At 49.4% G+C, this 16,044-nt stretch carries 13 protein-coding genes; 8 read left to right on the forward strand and 5 right to left on the reverse strand.

Annotated elements, in window-relative coordinates:
• Window positions 1–15: 15 nt before the first annotated feature.
• On the reverse strand, window positions 16–1,200 hold the full coding sequence (locus KDW_RS25340) for a serine/threonine protein kinase (protein ID WP_162005598.1): 1,185 nt from the start codon (window positions 1,198–1,200) through the stop codon (window positions 16–18).
• Between the two features lie 1,089 nt (window positions 1,201–2,289).
• On the opposite strand from KDW_RS25340, the gene KDW_RS25345 reads away from it, so the two are divergent.
• The 5 genes from KDW_RS25345 (at window position 2,290) to chrA (ending at window position 9,010) form a co-directional block, all read left to right on the forward strand.
• Window positions 2,290–3,360: a BMP family lipoprotein gene (locus KDW_RS25345; RefSeq protein WP_162005599.1), complete on the forward strand. Its 1,071-nt coding sequence runs from the start codon at window positions 2,290–2,292 to the stop codon at window positions 3,358–3,360.
• A gap of 215 nt (window positions 3,361–3,575) precedes the next feature.
• Window positions 3,576–4,910 (forward strand): ABC transporter permease, encoded by a 1,335-nt coding sequence (locus tag KDW_RS25350; RefSeq protein WP_151758723.1) that lies wholly within the window; start codon window positions 3,576–3,578, stop codon window positions 4,908–4,910.
• A gap of 2 nt (window positions 4,911–4,912) precedes the next feature.
• A complete protein-coding gene (locus KDW_RS25355) occupies window positions 4,913–5,860 on the forward strand; it encodes an ABC transporter permease (protein WP_233097904.1) in 948 nt (315 codons plus the stop codon).
• Between the two features lie 12 nt (window positions 5,861–5,872).
• Window positions 5,873–7,462 (forward strand): ABC transporter ATP-binding protein, encoded by a 1,590-nt coding sequence (locus tag KDW_RS25360; RefSeq protein WP_151758724.1) that lies wholly within the window; start codon window positions 5,873–5,875, stop codon window positions 7,460–7,462.
• Window positions 7,463–7,780: 318 nt separating this feature from the next.
• On the forward strand, window positions 7,781–9,010 hold the full coding sequence (gene chrA / locus KDW_RS25365) for a chromate efflux transporter (protein ID WP_151758725.1): 1,230 nt from the start codon (window positions 7,781–7,783) through the stop codon (window positions 9,008–9,010).
• Between the two features lie 54 nt (window positions 9,011–9,064).
• Here the strand turns inward: chrA and KDW_RS25370 are convergent, their stop codons facing one another.
• Together KDW_RS25370 and KDW_RS25375 are read right to left on the reverse strand one after the other, a co-directional pair.
• Complete coding sequence (locus tag KDW_RS25370) at window positions 9,065–9,322, reverse strand: hypothetical protein (RefSeq protein ID WP_151758726.1); 258 nt, start codon at window positions 9,320–9,322, stop codon at window positions 9,065–9,067.
• Between the two features lie 234 nt (window positions 9,323–9,556).
• Window positions 9,557–10,105 carry a TetR/AcrR family transcriptional regulator gene (locus tag KDW_RS25375; protein WP_162005600.1) on the reverse strand — a complete coding sequence of 183 codons (549 nt, stop codon included), beginning with the start codon at window positions 10,103–10,105 and terminating at the stop codon, window positions 9,557–9,559.
• 246 nt (window positions 10,106–10,351) lie between these two features.
• Between KDW_RS25375 and KDW_RS33190 the strand changes: the two genes are divergently transcribed.
• Window positions 10,352–11,071: a cytochrome P450 gene (locus KDW_RS33190; RefSeq protein ID WP_198925541.1), complete on the forward strand. Its 720-nt coding sequence runs from the start codon at window positions 10,352–10,354 to the stop codon at window positions 11,069–11,071.
• Complete coding sequence (locus KDW_RS33195) at window positions 11,038–11,628, forward strand: cytochrome P450 (RefSeq protein ID WP_198925543.1); 591 nt, start codon at window positions 11,038–11,040, stop codon at window positions 11,626–11,628. The genes KDW_RS33190 and KDW_RS33195 overlap by 34 nt, the downstream gene beginning before the upstream one ends.
• A 51-nt stretch (window positions 11,629–11,679) precedes the next feature.
• On the opposite strand, the gene KDW_RS25385 is transcribed toward KDW_RS33195, so the two are convergent.
• On the reverse strand, window positions 11,680–12,321 hold the full coding sequence (locus KDW_RS25385) for a thiamine diphosphokinase (protein ID WP_151758728.1): 642 nt from the start codon (window positions 12,319–12,321) through the stop codon (window positions 11,680–11,682).
• A gap of 255 nt (window positions 12,322–12,576) precedes the next feature.
• On the opposite strand from KDW_RS25385, the gene KDW_RS25390 reads away from it, so the two are divergent.
• Window positions 12,577–14,859: a hypothetical protein gene (locus tag KDW_RS25390; RefSeq protein WP_162005601.1), complete on the forward strand. Its 2,283-nt coding sequence runs from the start codon at window positions 12,577–12,579 to the stop codon at window positions 14,857–14,859.
• 51 nt (window positions 14,860–14,910) lie between these two features.
• Here KDW_RS25390 and KDW_RS25395 read toward each other — a convergent pair whose 3' ends face one another.
• The gene (locus tag KDW_RS25395) at window positions 14,911–15,762 is read right to left on the reverse strand and encodes a CHRD domain-containing protein (RefSeq protein ID WP_151758730.1); all 852 of its coding nucleotides are present in this window, start codon (window positions 15,760–15,762) and stop codon (window positions 14,911–14,913) included.
• Between the last annotated feature and the right edge of the window lie 282 nt (window positions 15,763–16,044).

Here is a 16,044-nt window from a genome sequence, read left to right on the forward strand (position 1 = left end):
TGTGGGCTGAGCCAATTATTTCTTTGCATGTCCTTTTTTTCCTTTTCCAGCATCTGGTTGATGCTGGGCAGGCGGTTGAGGGTTGGTTGGCTGTGTAACGGATGTGGCTACTGGCGTATGTGTGTTGATTGCAGTGCCAGGGCCCGGGCTGGCGATCGTGGTTGCAGCCGGTTGTTTCGCGGGTTCCGTTGGTGCGGAGGCCATGGCGTGGGTGAGTAGAACGATCAAAATGATCAGGGCTAGCAGGGCGGCACCAATAATCCAGACGATACGTGGCACGCCGGTTGAGGGGAGTCTGGTCGATGTTTGTTGTGTCGGCACCACATTAATCGAGGTCGGTAACTGTGGAGTAACACTCTGAATGCCGGCAACGGGTTGGGGAAGTGCATCAACCTGATACGCCTGGTGGAAGGCGTTGGCCAGCGCTTTGGGCGTGCGGAAACGGCGGGCAGGATCTTTTGCCAGTGTTTGTAATATGACGCGTTCGACATCGGGTGTAACGGCAGGATTAAGTTGTGAGGGTGGCTGGGGCGTATCCCGCATGTGTTTCATCACAATCGTGACCGGATTCGGGCCGCGAAAGGGTACGCTGCCTGTAACCATTTGATAGGCCAGCACACCCAGCGCATAAATATCACTGGCCGGTGAGGCGGCTCCCTCAACCAGTTCTGGAGCCATATACTCAGGTGTACCAATCAAAAAGCCAGAACGGGTCAGGCTATAATTATCTTCGATACTTTTGACCAGGCCAAAATCTGTCAGATAGGCATAATGCCCATCGCGTAGCAGGACATTGGAGGCTTTGATGTCGCGGTGCAGCATGCCTTTTTCATGCGCGAATTGGAGCGCGCCCGCGATCTGATCGAGAATCTCTCCGGCCTCTTCAATTGGCAGTGGACCTTCAGCGGCTCGGCGGCTGAGGGTGCCGTATTCAATATATGGTGTGACCATATAAGCCCAGTGTTCATATTCGCCATAATCGAGGGGCGAGAGAATGTGTGGATGGTGGAGCCGCGTCATGGCTCGTGCTTCACGGCGGAAACGTTCATAATATTCACCCGCACTGCGCCGCACCATTTTCATTGCCACAATTTGTTGGGTACGCAGGTCACGTGCCAGGTATACCTCTGACATACCGCCTTTGGCGAGACCACGATCAATATGATAGTTACTTATGGTTATATTTATCAGCTCTTGCATGAGCATTTTACACTCCTTGCATCCCAGCTTTGTAGAAAAAGATGAGTATAAAAGGTATACGATTAGAAAGGGATCTTTGGGACGAAACTAGTATTTTATAGAAATATTTTGAGTAGAGACCTGCTATATATGTCCAACCTCTGGCATGTCAGGCCATGGCTGCCTTTGTTTGGATGTATCTGGTGATAGTTTTAATGATAACCTGTAGGATATTGTTCGCACAAGTAAAGAAGCGGCGCCATCTTCATTTGTGCCGCTGATTTTGGCCAGAATCTTCCTGGTGACTGTCGCTTTACTCAGGTATGCGCTTTATTGTATGACAAAGCTGTATCTATTACAACTACCTATCAGGACACACAGGGCTTTCCAATTCTCTTTTTGTCCCGCCTTCGGCGGGAGAAGAGGGAGGAGATGCGAGGACACCTCGCGCTCCGGCAAGGGGCTGACCGCCCCTTGCATCCCCGCTTGCAACGAGAATTGGAAAGCCCTGCAGGACACAACTTGTGCGGCTGTATGAAAAGTAAATATGTTACATCTGCGTTTCGTATGTCTGGTTAAGCGTACAACAGGTTGCTGCCAGTGTAGATACTGGAGAAAAAAGTTTTCGTATCGACTGGTTACGAGCAAACAAGTGTTCTGCTGGCACCTGTTTGTGCGTAAGCAAACAGGCAGTAGTAATTTTGGTACAAAGCGTGTTTTCTTATTTACAAATTTGCTATATTATTGGTGAGATATCTACCCATCCGTGCGTATATATCTATTGGGGAATATTACCACCCACACATTATTCGTATCCGGGGATATGCATGCCCGAAACGAGAATGTAGCTGTTGTGGTGGAAAGTCCAATTCCTGTTATTCTTGAGCAGTGTTTGTTTGTCAGACACTGTTGGCTATTAATGTGATACTGTTGACCTTATAAAGAGGGGAAGACATCTCTTTCGTGCACTAACTATCTGGGCATAGAAGGAGACGGAATTTTCATCGCTTTATAAAAGCACAAGGTACAGGCGCAACATGCGTATTGCGCGCAACCTGAATGTATTTTTTTCGCTATCTCTTTGGAGAGCAAAGAAAGGATCCTACCTCTATGAGAAAGTCTGGCGCTCCTAGCCTACTTATCTCGCTATTTGTTTTGTGCGGGGTACTTCTATCGGCCTGCGGCGGTTCAACGCCCAGCACCAATACAAATGGTGGTGGTTCTACAACTGCACCGAAGTCTGTGACATTGGTTACGGATATCGGTGGTTTGAATGACCAGAGCTTTAACCAGTCTGCGAACGTTGGTTACATGAAAGCTCAGGGTGAATTAAAATTCCGTCGTCAGGTTATTGAATCTAAATCTCAGAACGACTATGTCAGCAACCTGACCCGTGCTGCCCAGACTTCTGATATGGTCATTGGTGTAGGCTTCTTGATGGCCACAGCGATGGATCAGGTCGCGAAAGCCAATCCTACCAAATCCTTTGCTCTCATCGACTCCTGTGCGACCGATGCCAAAGGCAACTGTGATTCATTGAAAAATGTTGCTCCTCTGTTCTTCAAAGAGCAGCAGGCTGGTTGTCTGGCTGGTGTTGTCGCCGGACAAATGGAAAAATTGGGTAAGGCTAAATCGAGCAAGCTGCTGGGCAACAACACCATCGCTGCTATCGGTGGTCTGGCGATCCCACCAGTTGATCACTATATCGCTGGTTATCAGTATTGTGCCAAAAAAGTTGATCCTGCGGTGACTGTAAAAGTGAATTACTCACAGTCCTTTGACAATACCGCCAAATGTCAGGATATTGCTAACAACCAGATCAGCACAGCAAAAGCTGATGTCATCTTCCAGGTTGCTGGTGGTTGTGGCGTAGGTGCCTTGCAGGCTGCTAAAGCCAAGGGTGTCTATAGCATCGGTGTTGACAGTGACCAGTCGCACGTGAACGATAGCGTTATTGCTAGCGCCATCAAGCGTGTGGATCAGGCTGTCTACCTGACAGTTAAAGATTTTGAGGCTGGCAAATTCTCAGCTACTCCTGCGCCTTTTGATCTGACCAATGATGGCGTCGGTCTGGCTGGTCTCAGCGCTACTGTACCTGCCGAGGTCAAACCAGTGGTTGACAAATATATTGCTGACATCAAGTCTGGTGCCATCACTGTACCAGATGCAGTTCAGAAGTAAGCATTTATTCTTCCCTTAATGATGGCATGATTGGCGCTGATCTTCTTTCTCTGGAGAGAAGGCAGCGCCATCTGCATGTTGGATGGATACAATTATTTTTTGCTGTTGTCTGGGATTATATTTGTCTCAGCCGCAAGTCAATGCTATGATAAAGCACAGTCTCGTTTGTCATTGGAAATGTTTATTATTCTCTCTATGTGCGCAGGAGGAGCCGTATGGCATCGCCAACAGTGCAGCGTAGGACATCTGCTCCTGCGTCTCAGTTAGCCAGGTGGATGCAAAAATTCAGGGCAGCCTTAGGGCGGCCGCTGATTGCAGTCCTGGTAGCTTTTGTTCTTGGTGGGATCATTATCATGATTACCACACCTGGCCCACTGGATAATCGTTTTATTACTGCCGTTTCAACCTATTACTATCTTATTGCTGGTTCCTTTGGAAGTCTCCAAAGTATTTCTTACACTCTTGCAAAGGCTACTCCACTGATCTTTGCAGGACTCGCAGTCGCGATTGCTTATCGCGCCGGATTGTTTAATATCGGTGCCGCTGGCCAGTTAACGGTTGGATCGATGGTGGCCGGTATTATTGGTATCCAACTGGCTGCGTTGCCAGGCTGGCTGCTCGTTCCGCTGATGTTGCTGGGAAGCATGGTCGCTGGTGGTATCTGGGGTGGTATCGTTGGTGTGTTGAAAGCCTGGCGTGGTGCTCACGAAGTGGTAACCTCGATCATGTTGAACTGGACAGCCTTCTACGTCTGTGCTTTTCTGGTGGAAGGACCTTTTCAAGCTCCTAAACTTTCGCAACAGACGCTGCCGATGGCTCCTCAGGCGACTATCCCCTCCTTAGCGATCCTCTATAATCAGACGCTAGGGACATTTTTACCGCAGATCCCTGATCCTGCGCAATATACCGTGGACGCTGGTTTGTTGATAGCTTTTGTCGCCATGCTGGTGTACTGGTTTATCACTGCGCGCACAACCTTCGGTTATGAGTTGCGAGTGATTGGACAAAATCCTAAAGCGGCCCGCTATGCGGGTATTTCGGTGCGCAAAAATATTGTCATGGTGATGTTCATGGCTGGGGCATTCGCGGGACTGGCTGGCGCGGTGCGCTTAATGGGACAGGCACCTTACCAGCTGATCAGTTCTGCCTTTTCTACTGACTCTACTGGTTTTGATGCGATTGGCGTTGCCCTGCTGGGCCGCACTACTTCAATTGGTGTCTTATTGGCCTCTTTACTTTTTGGTGGCTTACAACAGGCAGGACCGTACTTACAGAGTTATGTCGATGTTCCGGGCGATATTATTACTATTATGCAAGCGCTGGTACTCTTTAGCATCGCGATTGAATACTTACCTTCATTGCAGCGTTTTATGCCCTCGTTCCTGGTTAAAAGTTCCAGACCGCCGCTGGTCCCCAGTTTGATCACAACGAAACCCGCTGAGGAAAAGGGCGAGGCTGACATGCAAGCGGTTGAGAGTGGTCATCGGGCCACGAGCGATACTGTAGAGAAGACCGGGTTGAAGCCCACATCATCGGGGCAGGAGGAATAATTGTGTTTTTCCCAATACTAGGAAGGGTCCTGATTTCCGCAGATTTCTGGCAGGCGAGTTTGCAGTTTGCGGCTCTCCTCCTCTTACCGGCTCTGGGCGGATTACTGTCTGAGCGCAGTGGCGTTATCAATCTCGCGATGGAAGGCCTGATGTTGATTGGTGCCTATGTCGGCGTGATGATGGCGATTGCCACCCATAGCGTCTGGTTAGGCGTACTGGGTGCGGTCATCGCTGGTGGCTTGCTGGCCCTGGTGCATGCGATTGTTTCGATTAACTTTATGGCCAATCAGACGGTGAGTGGTATTGCCATTAACCTGGCAGCGCTGGGCTTAACGAATTTCCTCCTGCCTATTCAGACACAGGGACAGGGTATTCGTGCGCTGGATGATGCTTTGCGCCTGCCTCAGTTACACTGGGGACCGCTGGCAAATATCCCTTTTATTGGTCCTGTGCTTTTTCAACAAAATATTATCTTCTATGTTGCGATCATCATTCTGGTCGGCATTCAATTTTTGTTGTTCCGTACCAATATTGGTCTGCGTATTCGCGCGGTTGGTGAGCATCCTCATGCCGCTGATACCGCTGGCGTCAATGTGCGCCTGGTTCGCTATGCCTGTGTAGTCAGCAGTGGACTGCTCTCCGGTCTGGCGGGTGCCTTTTTGTCGCTTGGTATCGCTGGTATCTTCAACCAGAACATGACGGCTGGCCAGGGATATATTGCGCTGGCTGCGGTGATCTTTGGTAAATACACACCGGTTGGCGCTGCCGCTGCCTGTCTGGTGTTTGGTCTTGGTGAAGCCTTGAGCCCCCGTCTACAGGATACAGGTATTTCTGCCAATCTACTGGGCACTCTGCCCTATCTGTTGACCCTGGTGGCCCTGGTAGGTCTGGTTGGCCGTACGACAGCTCCCGCTGCGGATGGCGTGCCCTATGAGCCAGCGTCAGAGTAGGAGGGACCGATTATGCAAGAGAGTACTGTAATCACGCGCTCTGAAGAGAAATCATCACCCTATGCGGTGGAGATGCGTGATATTTATAAAGCCTGGCCCGGGGTGGTGGCGAGTAACCATGTGAACTTGCAGGTGAAGAAGGGCGAGATACATGCTCTGGTGGGTGAGAATGGTGCTGGCAAGTCGACCTTGATGAATATTCTCTATGGTATCGTTAAGCCAGATAGTGGTGAAGTGTTGATCAATGGTACCGCCGTGCACATCTCGGGGCCCCGTGACGCGATTCGGCTGGGCATTGGTATGGTGCACCAGCATTTTATGTTGATTCCTCCGTTGACCGTGGCTGAAAATATCGTGCTGGGTAGTGAGCCAGGTGGCATTGCGGCTCCCTATGATCGCAAACGTGCCCGTGCAGATATTCTTGCCTTGAGTAAGCGCTATGGCCTCCCGATTGATCCTGATCTGCGCATTGAAAAGTTGTCTGTTGGTCAACAGCAGCGCGTCGAGATCCTGAAGATGCTGTATCGCGGCGCTGATATCCTGGTCATGGATGAGCCAACCGGCGTGCTGACTCCTCAGGAAACCGATGAGTTGTTTCTGGTATTGCGTGACCTGGTCAAGCAAGGTAAGACGATTATCTTTATCACCCACAAGTTACGTGAAGTGCTGGAGATTACCGATGCCATTACCGTGCTGCGTCGTGGCCAGAACGTAGGTGAGTTGGTCACAAAGCAGACCAATCAGCGCGAGATTGCCCGTGCCATGGTTGGTCGGGATGTATTGCTGCGCGTCGAGAAAACACCAGCCAATCCAGGACCGGTAGTTCTGCATGTCCATGACCTCGAAGCGCAATCCGACCGTGACCTGGCATGTCTGCATAAAGTGAGCTTAGATGTTCATGCCGGTGAGATTCTAGGGATTGCTGGTGTCGAAGGTAACGGACAGACCGAGCTGGTTGAGGTCCTGACCGGGATGCGTAAGCCGACTGGTGGCGAGATCACCATGGCCGATGTCAAAGACGGTCAGGCTGGCACTCCGAAGAATATTACCACGATGGGGGCGCGTGGCGTGCGTGTGGCTGGTATGTCCCATATTCCTGAAGATCGCCGTGAGAGCGGTCTGGTGATTACCGAGTCGATCGAGGATAACTCGATTCTGGGTCGGCATCGCTGGCAGCAATTCTCCTGGCGTGGAATGGTACTACAGCTTAAGAACATTGCCAGCTGGGCCCAGAAATTAATCGATGAGTTCGATGTGCGTACACCTTCGGCTACCGCGGCCATGAGTACCCTCTCGGGTGGTAACCAGCAGAAACTGATCATTGCGCGTGAATTAGAGGCCAATCCGATTGTCCTGATCGCCTCTCAGCCAACGCGTGGTGTGGACATTGGTGCCATCGAATTTATTCATCGCCAGCTTATCGCCCAACGTGACGCAGGCAAAGCCGTGCTCCTCATTTCCGCCGAACTTGACGAAATTCGTTCCCTCTCGGACCGCATTGCCGTCATGTACGAAGGACAAATCGTCGATATCGTCTCCCCGGACGCCACCGAAGAAGAGCTCGGCATCCTCATGACCGGCGGTCACCAGGATCCCCAGTAATTGTCTATCCAGCAAGAAAAGAGGAACCGTTGCCAATTTCAATGGTTCCTCTTTTCTTCGTTATACATATAAAATCGGCGCTCAAAAAATTAGTATGTAGTGAAAGAAGGATGGGCACTAAAGTGCCGAGTGTGGCTGAACGTATACGTATACGTATACGTTATGGAAATTGAAAAATCTGCGTGATTGCCCATTCTGATCTTAATAGATAGGCAATTCTACTTGTCCTTTATCTGTGTGTCTGTTATAACTGTAGGCGAGGTCGCTAATACAAGTTTTTCATTGGTGACGCAGAAGAGATAGATGAGAGTAAATTAAATGCAGACAGAAGATCGGGCGGCCCCTGTTACGAAGAAGCTTCCTTCAGAAGGATCATTTTGGGAAGTGCTGAGGGTGTTTACGAAGCTCGGCCTGACCTCCTTCGGTGGGCCAGTGGCACACCTTGGCTATTTTCGCCAGGAACTTGTGGTGCGTCGTAAATGGCTTGATGAGCAGAATTATGCTGACCTGCTGGCACTGTGTCAGTTTCTGCCAGGTCCTTCAAGTAGTCAGATGGGTATCGCGTTAGGCATGACTCGGGCCGGTTTATGGGGTGGTCTGGCTGCGTGGCTTGGCTTTACCTTGCCCTCAGCACTGGCCCTGGTGTTGTTTGCCTATGCGACGACACTCTTCCACGCGAGTGCTCAGACAGGATGGTTACACGGGCTCCTGATCGCTGCTGTGGCGGTTGTGGCCCAGGCTGTCTGGGGGATGGCTTCGACGCTGTGTCCTGATAAGCCACGTGCAACGATTGCGCTTGTCGCGGCCATCATTATGTTACTCTGGCCGGTAGCTATTGCCCAATTGATCATTCTTGCCCTGGCAGGCCTGCTGGGTTGGCGACTCTTTCATCACCTGGCCATCCCCACGTCTTCAGGCATCGCACTGCGGATCCCTCGACGCCTGGCAATCGGCTGTGGTGTGGTCTTCTTCGGATTACTCATAGGTTTACCGTTGTTGCGGCTCGTGTCACATAATCAAGGATTGGCACTGTTTGATACTTTTTTCAGGGTGGGATCGCTGGTCTTTGGAGGGGGTCATGTTGTGTTGCCCTTGCTACAGCGTGAAGTTGTGCCTGTGGGCTGGGTTACCAACGATCAATTTATCACTGGCTATGCTGCTGCTCAGGCTGTACCGGGTCCGCTCTTTACCTTTTCCGCCTACCTTGGTGCTGTTTCACACTCCAGTCCCAATGGCTGGATGGGCGCTGGTATTGCTTTGTGCGCTATTTTTCTGCCTTCATTTCTGTTTGTGACTGGTATCCTACCATTCTGGAATCAATTGCGAACCTATATGCCTTTCCAGGCTGCGCTACGAGGTATCAACGCAGCCGTCGTCGGCATTCTGCTGGCGGCCCTCTATCAGCCGATCTGGATCACGGCTATCCATGCTCCAATCGATTTCGCGCTGGGCCTGGTCGCATTTGGATTACTTGTCGTCTGGAAGATGCCACCCTGGGCTGTTGTACTCCTTTTAGCTCTGGCAGGCATCATCATACAATTCTTATAACCTGGATAAGGTAAAGATAGGTAAGTATTGATGTATGGGGAAGGGTTGTGAGGATTAGAGCTTTAAGTAGACATAATCAGCGAGATTAAAAAGTTGTTCAGTTTTGGTGCCGCTGACTGGATCAGTATAACTAAGGTACAGGTAATCATTATCCTTCCTGATGCCCAGGACACGGACCTCTTCCTGCATCACAATAATAATGTTTCCACGTTCAACGAGTTGTACATTTTTCCAGGTATAAGCCGTTTGCTGGCGCGCAAACAACATATGTTGCTGCTCCTGCCGTTGTTGCTGCGTTCTTCTCTCAACCATAAATTTCTCCTTGCCGTGTCAGGCATCGTGGCTAACGCAGTAAAAAATCTGCCTGCTTTCGTCAAATTGGTCAACGAAACACTACTGAACAACCGTGATATTACAGATTTTCCCTTCCTTATTATTATACCAGTTTTTTTAACAAACTACCTGTTGTAGGAACCCATTTGTCTGGCTAAATGATTTAGTACTATGCAATATTTGCTAGATTTCTTTTTCCTGTTATTAACCTTTTTATTCTGGCTGCTGGAACATGATCCCGTTGGTTGCATTGACGATCAGTTCCTCATAGATAATGCCCATTTGCTCGGCTGGATAGGGCATCTGATGCTCTAACCACCAGTCAATCAATGAAATGCTGGCGGCCACAACATGGTGGGCGGCAATTTCAACAGGAATCTTGCTCTGCGGGTATTTGTTATATTCCTGGATGGTTGACTGGGTGGCGGTTGAGATCAGTTGTTGGCGCAGGTGGTTGCTATTAAGCAAAACACGGACCACTTCATGGTTTTGCTCAACATAGCGAAAGAGCAGAGGTCCTGTGGTAGTGGCGTCTGGATTACGTAACAGGTCGATAAATTCAGTTAGCACCACATCCAGGACATCTTTGAGCAGGCCGTCTTTATCACGATAATGCCGAAAAAACGTTGCATAGCCGATGTCAGCCCGCTCGGTAATCTCGCGAATAGTCACTGCGTCGTATCCCTTTTCCAGGGTGAGCGCGATTAATGCTTTGGCCAGTGAATGTTGTGTGCGTCTGACGCGCCGATCTCGCATATCCATAGACTCCCTCATTTACCAAATATGATGCATCCCCATTTAGAATACCACATCCATTTATCATACGGAATGTAGCGTTGAAATACTTTCTGCCGATTAATTCTGCTATATGTATTCAAAATATGCCTATTGGGGGCTACCCTTGAATTTTTAGTGGTTTTTATGATATAGTGTGTCTCATAATATATATCTTATGTCTAATGTTTGCAAGTATCTCATAAAAAAATAGTGTGGAGAAAGTAGGTCTTTATGGCACAGAATATTCCAACCATGCCGGAGAGAGTGGATGGCGCTCAGGGCTGTCCTATTGATCATCAAGCTTTATCGCGGCAGAAGACTGGTCGGACCGTTGAGCCGGTTGATCTGCCTCTTGAATGTGATGCATCTGGCGTCTGGCACGTGCGTGGTTTTGAAGAGGCACGTACTGTTCTGCGGAGTGGTGATACCAAACAGGCAGGATTCAACGCTGAGATGATCGCGGATGTGAAAAGTCTAGAGAATAAACCGATTCTTTATCAAGAAGGTAAAGTTCACCAGCAGCAGCGTAAGCAGACTGCCCGCTTCTTTACCCCTAAAACTGTGAGTACACAATATAGACAATTTATGGAAACGTTGTCAGATCAACTGGCGGAGAAGGTGAAGCGTGAGAAGCAGGTTGATCTGGGTCAGCTAAGTTTGTCGCTGGCTGTGCAGGTAGCTGCCCGTGTGGTTGGTTTGACCGATAGCCGCTTACCTGGTATGGATCGTCGCCTGGATGCTTTTTTTCATCAGAGTTCTAATGACTCCCCCCTGATGCACCGACAAAGCCGACCCTGTTGGGAAAGCTACGCCAGATATTCAAGCAGCGTCACATGCTGGCTTTCCACCTTTTGGATGTGCGGCCTGCTATCAAGGCGCGTAAGAAGAAGCCGCAGGAAGATGTCATCTCGCATCTCTTGGGTCTCAAATATAGCGAGCCAGAGATCCTGACGGAATGCGTGACCTATGCGGCCGCTGGTATGGTTACTACACGCGAATTTATCAGTATGGCGGCCTGGCATTTTCTGGAGCATCCAGAATTACGCGATCGCTATATGGCTGCTTCCGAAGCCGAGCGTACCGAGATGCTACATGAGGTATTGCGTATCGAGCCAGTGGTAGGTAATCTGTATCGTCGTGCCACCGCTGATATTCCTTTGCAGAGCCAGGGAAAAAGTGTGGTTATCCCCAATGGCGCACTGATCAATTTGCATGTCTATGCGGCCAACGCTGACCAGACCGTGGTAGGCGAGGAACCCCTGTCGCTCTGTCCTGAACGCAAACTTAATGGTGATCGTATTGCTACTATGTTGATGGGTTTTGGTGATGGCACCCATCGCTGTCCCGGTTCCTTCCTGGCCATCCAGGAGACCGACATCTTCTTACATCGCTTACTGGCTTTGCCCAATCTCAGTATTGAGCGCCCCCCAACTCTTACCTGGAATGATATCAGTACAGGCTATGAGTTACGTAAATTCATGCTCAAACTTGAAGATAAAACTGCATAAGATCCGACACGAAAAAAGGGTGAGAATACATGTTCTCACCCTTTTTTCGTGTTATTCACGGCTGGTATGAATTAGCAGTAAGAGTCCGTGCTCAATGCTGATACTTGCCTGAGGCTCAAGGAGTTCGTTGCTGATACCACGTGGCGTCCCGAAGCGCAAGATTTCTCCTTTGAGTGCGTATGCCAGATTCGTGGTAGTAATGGCGGTGACTTCTGCTGTCATGGGGAAAAGCGAAACAAAGTCTCCTGTTTGTCCGCTGATGGTATCACTCGCAGGACCACTGAGCAGCCAGCAGGTGGATGGGCCATCGACGATGCGAACAGGAATATCCTGGAAGCTGGTGAGCAGGAAAATATTGGCCAGGCCATGTTCAATACGGGATCCACCAAAGGCGCCCAGAATGGTAATGATACTGGCTCCGCGTTGACGTGCTTCTAATAAAGCCAGCTCGGTATCGGTTTCATCTTTGTGTACGGACGCTCGAATTAACTGGCTGCCTTTTTGTTGTAACTCCTCCAATAGTTTCGGGGACAAAGAATCGCAATCCCCCAGAATCACGGCTGGAATATAGCCATAGTCGAGTGCCGTGGCTGCGCCACTATCCGCAGCAATAATCAAATCTGCTGCTTGTAGGACTGCCTGTACTTTTGGTCCCGAGCGCAGTGCTCCACCTGCGAAGATAACAATATGCATACAACTTTCCCCATATCTGCAACGTTCAGGTTTTTCATTATAACAGAAAAAACTATGGTGCTTATCTTTTGTTTTTAGCCTCTCTTTATACTGAATGTGAATTACATAATACTCCACATACTGGGATTTATTTTCAGTCCTTTTATTCCATGTTATTATCTGCTACTTGCTCGCTCAAATCAGTAGCGAAAATAGTATTTCAACACGCAGTTTCTACGTTTGTTATTGAAGATAATAGAAAGTGTAATCTTAGTAATGAAGCAACCACCCTCAGTAAAAGCCAGCTTCGCAGGTAGAGATGCTCTACCATTTTTGTTTCCCCTGATCAGTCTTCTCTGTCTGGTGCTCGTTGGAAGCCAATTTTTTCCTGGCGGTAATTTTCAAGCTCACTCTGCTACCGCTCGGGGACTATCTGTCCAGCATCATTCGTCAACGTTGATGCATGTTCATACTCATCAACCTGCACATAGAAAGCACCATGTTTTCCAGCATAAAACCAAAAAAGTTGCTCATCCGCACCATAAGCTGCAAAAGAAAAAGCATATTACGACTAAAAATGCAGCCATGTCTGCGACTGCGACCGTAGCTGTGCTTGCTCCAAATGCAACTATAACACCGCTAGCAGAGACGACGCCGACCCCCAATATAACCTCATTCATTACGGCTGTACCATCTGTCACTGTCCCGGCGGATCCTCATGCGCCCGATTTCTATGTCAGGCAGATCAGTCCCGTGGGCAATCAACTCGATGTGGATAAAGCTATCACATATGTTTTGCTGGTAGGAAATAAAGCAGGTACCACTACAACGACAAAAACGAGTTCACTAATAGTAACGGATGTCATTCCACTGGGCCTGAAGCAGATTACCGCGAAAGGTACTGACTGGCAGATTAGCTTGAGCGATACTGTGGGGCCAGCCGTCCTGACCGCTCAATATACTGGTAAACTTACTGCTGATCCCAATACGACCTTGCCACCAATCTCATTAACAGGTATCCTGACGCAAGATGCAGAGCCATCCATTACCAATACCGCAACCGTAGTGGTGCCTGATGATAAAGATATGGATAATAATACAACAGTCAGTACAACCTTGATTGGTGTACAGCTGATGTCATCGCCTACCAGTGGCCCACCAGCGACCTCCACAATTGGTGTGACACGGACACCCGCACCATCCTGGATAATGACTGTCACACCTATCGCAATTACGCATACAACGATGACGCCAACGCCGCGTCCAACGCCAACGTTAACACCGAAGCCGCGCATAACACCAACGCCGAAACCTCGGGTAACGCCTCAGCCAACGCTGAGTCCAACCCCGCACATAATTATGACACCAAAGCCACGGGTGACGCCTCAACCAACGATAGCACCGAAGCCGCGCATAACACCAACGCCGAAGCCACGGATGACGCCAACAGTTGTGCCCGGTCCAATTGTGGGATCACGTTTTAGCTTATTGATTAATCGATCTGGCTCCCCGGTTGGTAATCATTCCACTGTTGGCCAGAAGATTAGTTATGTGTTGCAGGTGCGTGTTGTGCAGGGCAACGAAAATCAACCTGTGACCGTCCTTGATATTGTCTCTGTTGGACTGAGCCACATTTACTCTACGGGTCCAGGTTGGACGATCGCGCTCTCAAATACCATTGGACCGGCAGCGCTGAAGGCTACTTTCAATGGTCCTTACCCCATCGCAACCGGAACAGTGTTGCCACCACTTACTATCAGGGGTACCATCACCGACGCCGCTGTACCCATGTTATCCAATGCAGCGGTGGTGACTTCTAACGATGATAGAGATTCGGCTGACAATGTCGTTGTTGCTTCTATGGCAGTGACGGCGGCAGATTTGTCGGCTGCCACTACGATCCCATCGCCTACCGCTATGCATGGCAGCTCTGCAGGATTATTGGCAACGCCTACCACTCGGGTTCCAGCGGCTACAAGGCAACCAACAGTATTGGTTAGTCCGACAGTAAAGCCAGATGGTACCTCTGGAACTAAGCCAGCAGTGGTTGGACCTGATTTGATGCTGGTGAATACCAATCTGTATGGGAATCATGCCGTGAGCGGTGCGAAGGTGAATTTCGTCCTTGTCGTGGCGAAGACAACCGCTGCTGTTGCCATTACTAATCCTAAAGGGATCAAGGTTGATGAGGTGATTCCACTGGGACTGCATAATCTACAGGTCGTGGGCAAAGACTGGCAAATTTCTTTAAGCGATACGACCAGTCCAGCAGTAATTCATGCACAATATATCGGTAAAATCGGTCCCCATCCTGCTGCGGCCCTATCTCCGATTTCAATTACCGGTGACCTCACTGCCGATGCCATGCCGATCCTCACTTCGACAGCGTCAGTGGATATGCCTGGTGATCTAAATGTCGATAACAACATCGCGTCAAATACACTTTTTGTGCAGAATGCCCAACCAGCGAATGCACAGAATATCAAGCCACATGCGCATGCATATGCACCTTTCTGGCAAAGTAGCATCCGAAAGGAACCGCATCTGCTGCTCGTGTGACAAGCAGGCTCTATGCTTCTCATGAAGAGAGAAGCATAGAGCCTGGCACTGCTAGTTAGTTATGACGTTTCCGCAGAGGACTGGGTTGTAGCCTGTCTGGGTGGAGAGATCTGTGCTGTAGTGAACGTTGATGTCCCAGCCAGTGGCGGGAATGCTTGAGACGCCAGAGAATGTCATGGTTTTTGTGGCATTCCCGTTGCTATCCACCTGTAATGGACTCAAATCGTAGAGTACTTTTTGGGTGTAATTACAATTGCCTGCATGTATATGGGCAGCGTGGGTGCTGTTGGGGACCAGACCGCTGACATTTAACGTGACTGTCAGGGTATTATTCTCGACACTGAGTTTGCTATCGCCAACCGCGTTTTCGTTGCTGCTGGTGCTTGGTCCAAAGGTTGCATCGACTGAGGTTGCTGCATCGGGATTCAGGATAGTGGCACAGGCGATGGATATCTCTTGATCGGCTGACTGGAGTTTTGGGCCGTTGTGGACATTGATAAGCCAACCAGTGGCGGGGATGCCATCGGCGATGTTTTTTAGCGTGGTTGTGCTGGTGCCTTGCCCTGTCTGGTCGGCGGTCACATCTGTCAATGGATATTTAATGGCATCGGTGGGATTCTGACAACTGCCAGCATGAATATGGGCTGGATGGGTACTACTGGGTGCCAGGCCGACAAGTTTGGCGGTGACAACAAGGGTTTTTGTGCTGGCATTATAGCTAAGGCGGACGCTACCAGTGGGACTATGGGTTAGTTTGGCATAGGCTACGTTTGCACCTGTTTTTTTGCTGGCGTAGCCTACGCGGGGGAACAGCAGCAAGCTGAGTAGTACGAGTAACACCGTTGCTCCTGAGATAGAAGCAACTATGACCTTTCCTGTTCGTGGCGCAGATCTTAAGGACATATATACTCCTCATTTCTCGCGATGACAATAACATTCGTGTTTATTATATATTTTTGCTTTTATAATTGGCAAAGTGAACAATTATATCTGGTAATATAAAAATCGATGAATTCTAATTCATTTCTTTTGTGTTAGATATTGAACATTTTTATCAGTTGCAGCTCGTATTATTGGCTCAGAAGATTAGCATAATGAGCACATCGAAATACTGCGACCATGAACAGATCATGCTGTGATTGAATGCCGGGGGATCAGGGCACCTCAGATCTCCGATGTGCCCTG

It is taken from the genome of Dictyobacter vulcani (assembly GCF_008974265.1).
GTDB classification, from domain to species: domain Bacteria; phylum Chloroflexota; class Ktedonobacteria; order Ktedonobacterales; family Ktedonobacteraceae; genus Dictyobacter; species Dictyobacter vulcani.

Excerpts from the sequence above, each read along its gene's own strand:
- KDW_RS25340 (WP_162005598.1), bottom strand. The coding sequence starts at position 1,200 with ATGCAAGAGCTGATAAATATAACCATAAGTAACTATCATATTGATCGT.
- KDW_RS25345 (WP_162005599.1), top strand. The coding sequence starts at position 2,290 with ATGAGAAAGTCTGGCGCTCCTAGCCTACTTATCTCGCTATTTGTTTTG.
- KDW_RS25350 (WP_151758723.1), top strand. The coding sequence starts at position 3,576 with ATGGCATCGCCAACAGTGCAGCGTAGGACATCTGCTCCTGCGTCTCAG.
- KDW_RS25360 (WP_151758724.1), top strand. The coding sequence starts at position 5,873 with ATGCAAGAGAGTACTGTAATCACGCGCTCTGAAGAGAAATCATCACCC.
- chrA (WP_151758725.1), top strand. The coding sequence starts at position 7,781 with ATGCAGACAGAAGATCGGGCGGCCCCTGTTACGAAGAAGCTTCCTTCA.
- KDW_RS25370 (WP_151758726.1), bottom strand. The coding sequence starts at position 9,322 with ATGGTTGAGAGAAGAACGCAGCAACAACGGCAGGAGCAGCAACATATG.
- KDW_RS25375 (WP_162005600.1), bottom strand. The coding sequence starts at position 10,105 with ATGGATATGCGAGATCGGCGCGTCAGACGCACACAACATTCACTGGCC.
- KDW_RS33190 (WP_198925541.1), top strand. The coding sequence starts at position 10,352 with ATGGCACAGAATATTCCAACCATGCCGGAGAGAGTGGATGGCGCTCAG.
- KDW_RS25385 (WP_151758728.1), bottom strand. The coding sequence starts at position 12,321 with ATGCATATTGTTATCTTCGCAGGTGGAGCACTGCGCTCGGGACCAAAA.
- KDW_RS25390 (WP_162005601.1), top strand. The coding sequence starts at position 12,577 with ATGAAGCAACCACCCTCAGTAAAAGCCAGCTTCGCAGGTAGAGATGCT.
- KDW_RS25395 (WP_151758730.1), bottom strand. The coding sequence starts at position 15,762 with ATGTCCTTAAGATCTGCGCCACGAACAGGAAAGGTCATAGTTGCTTCT.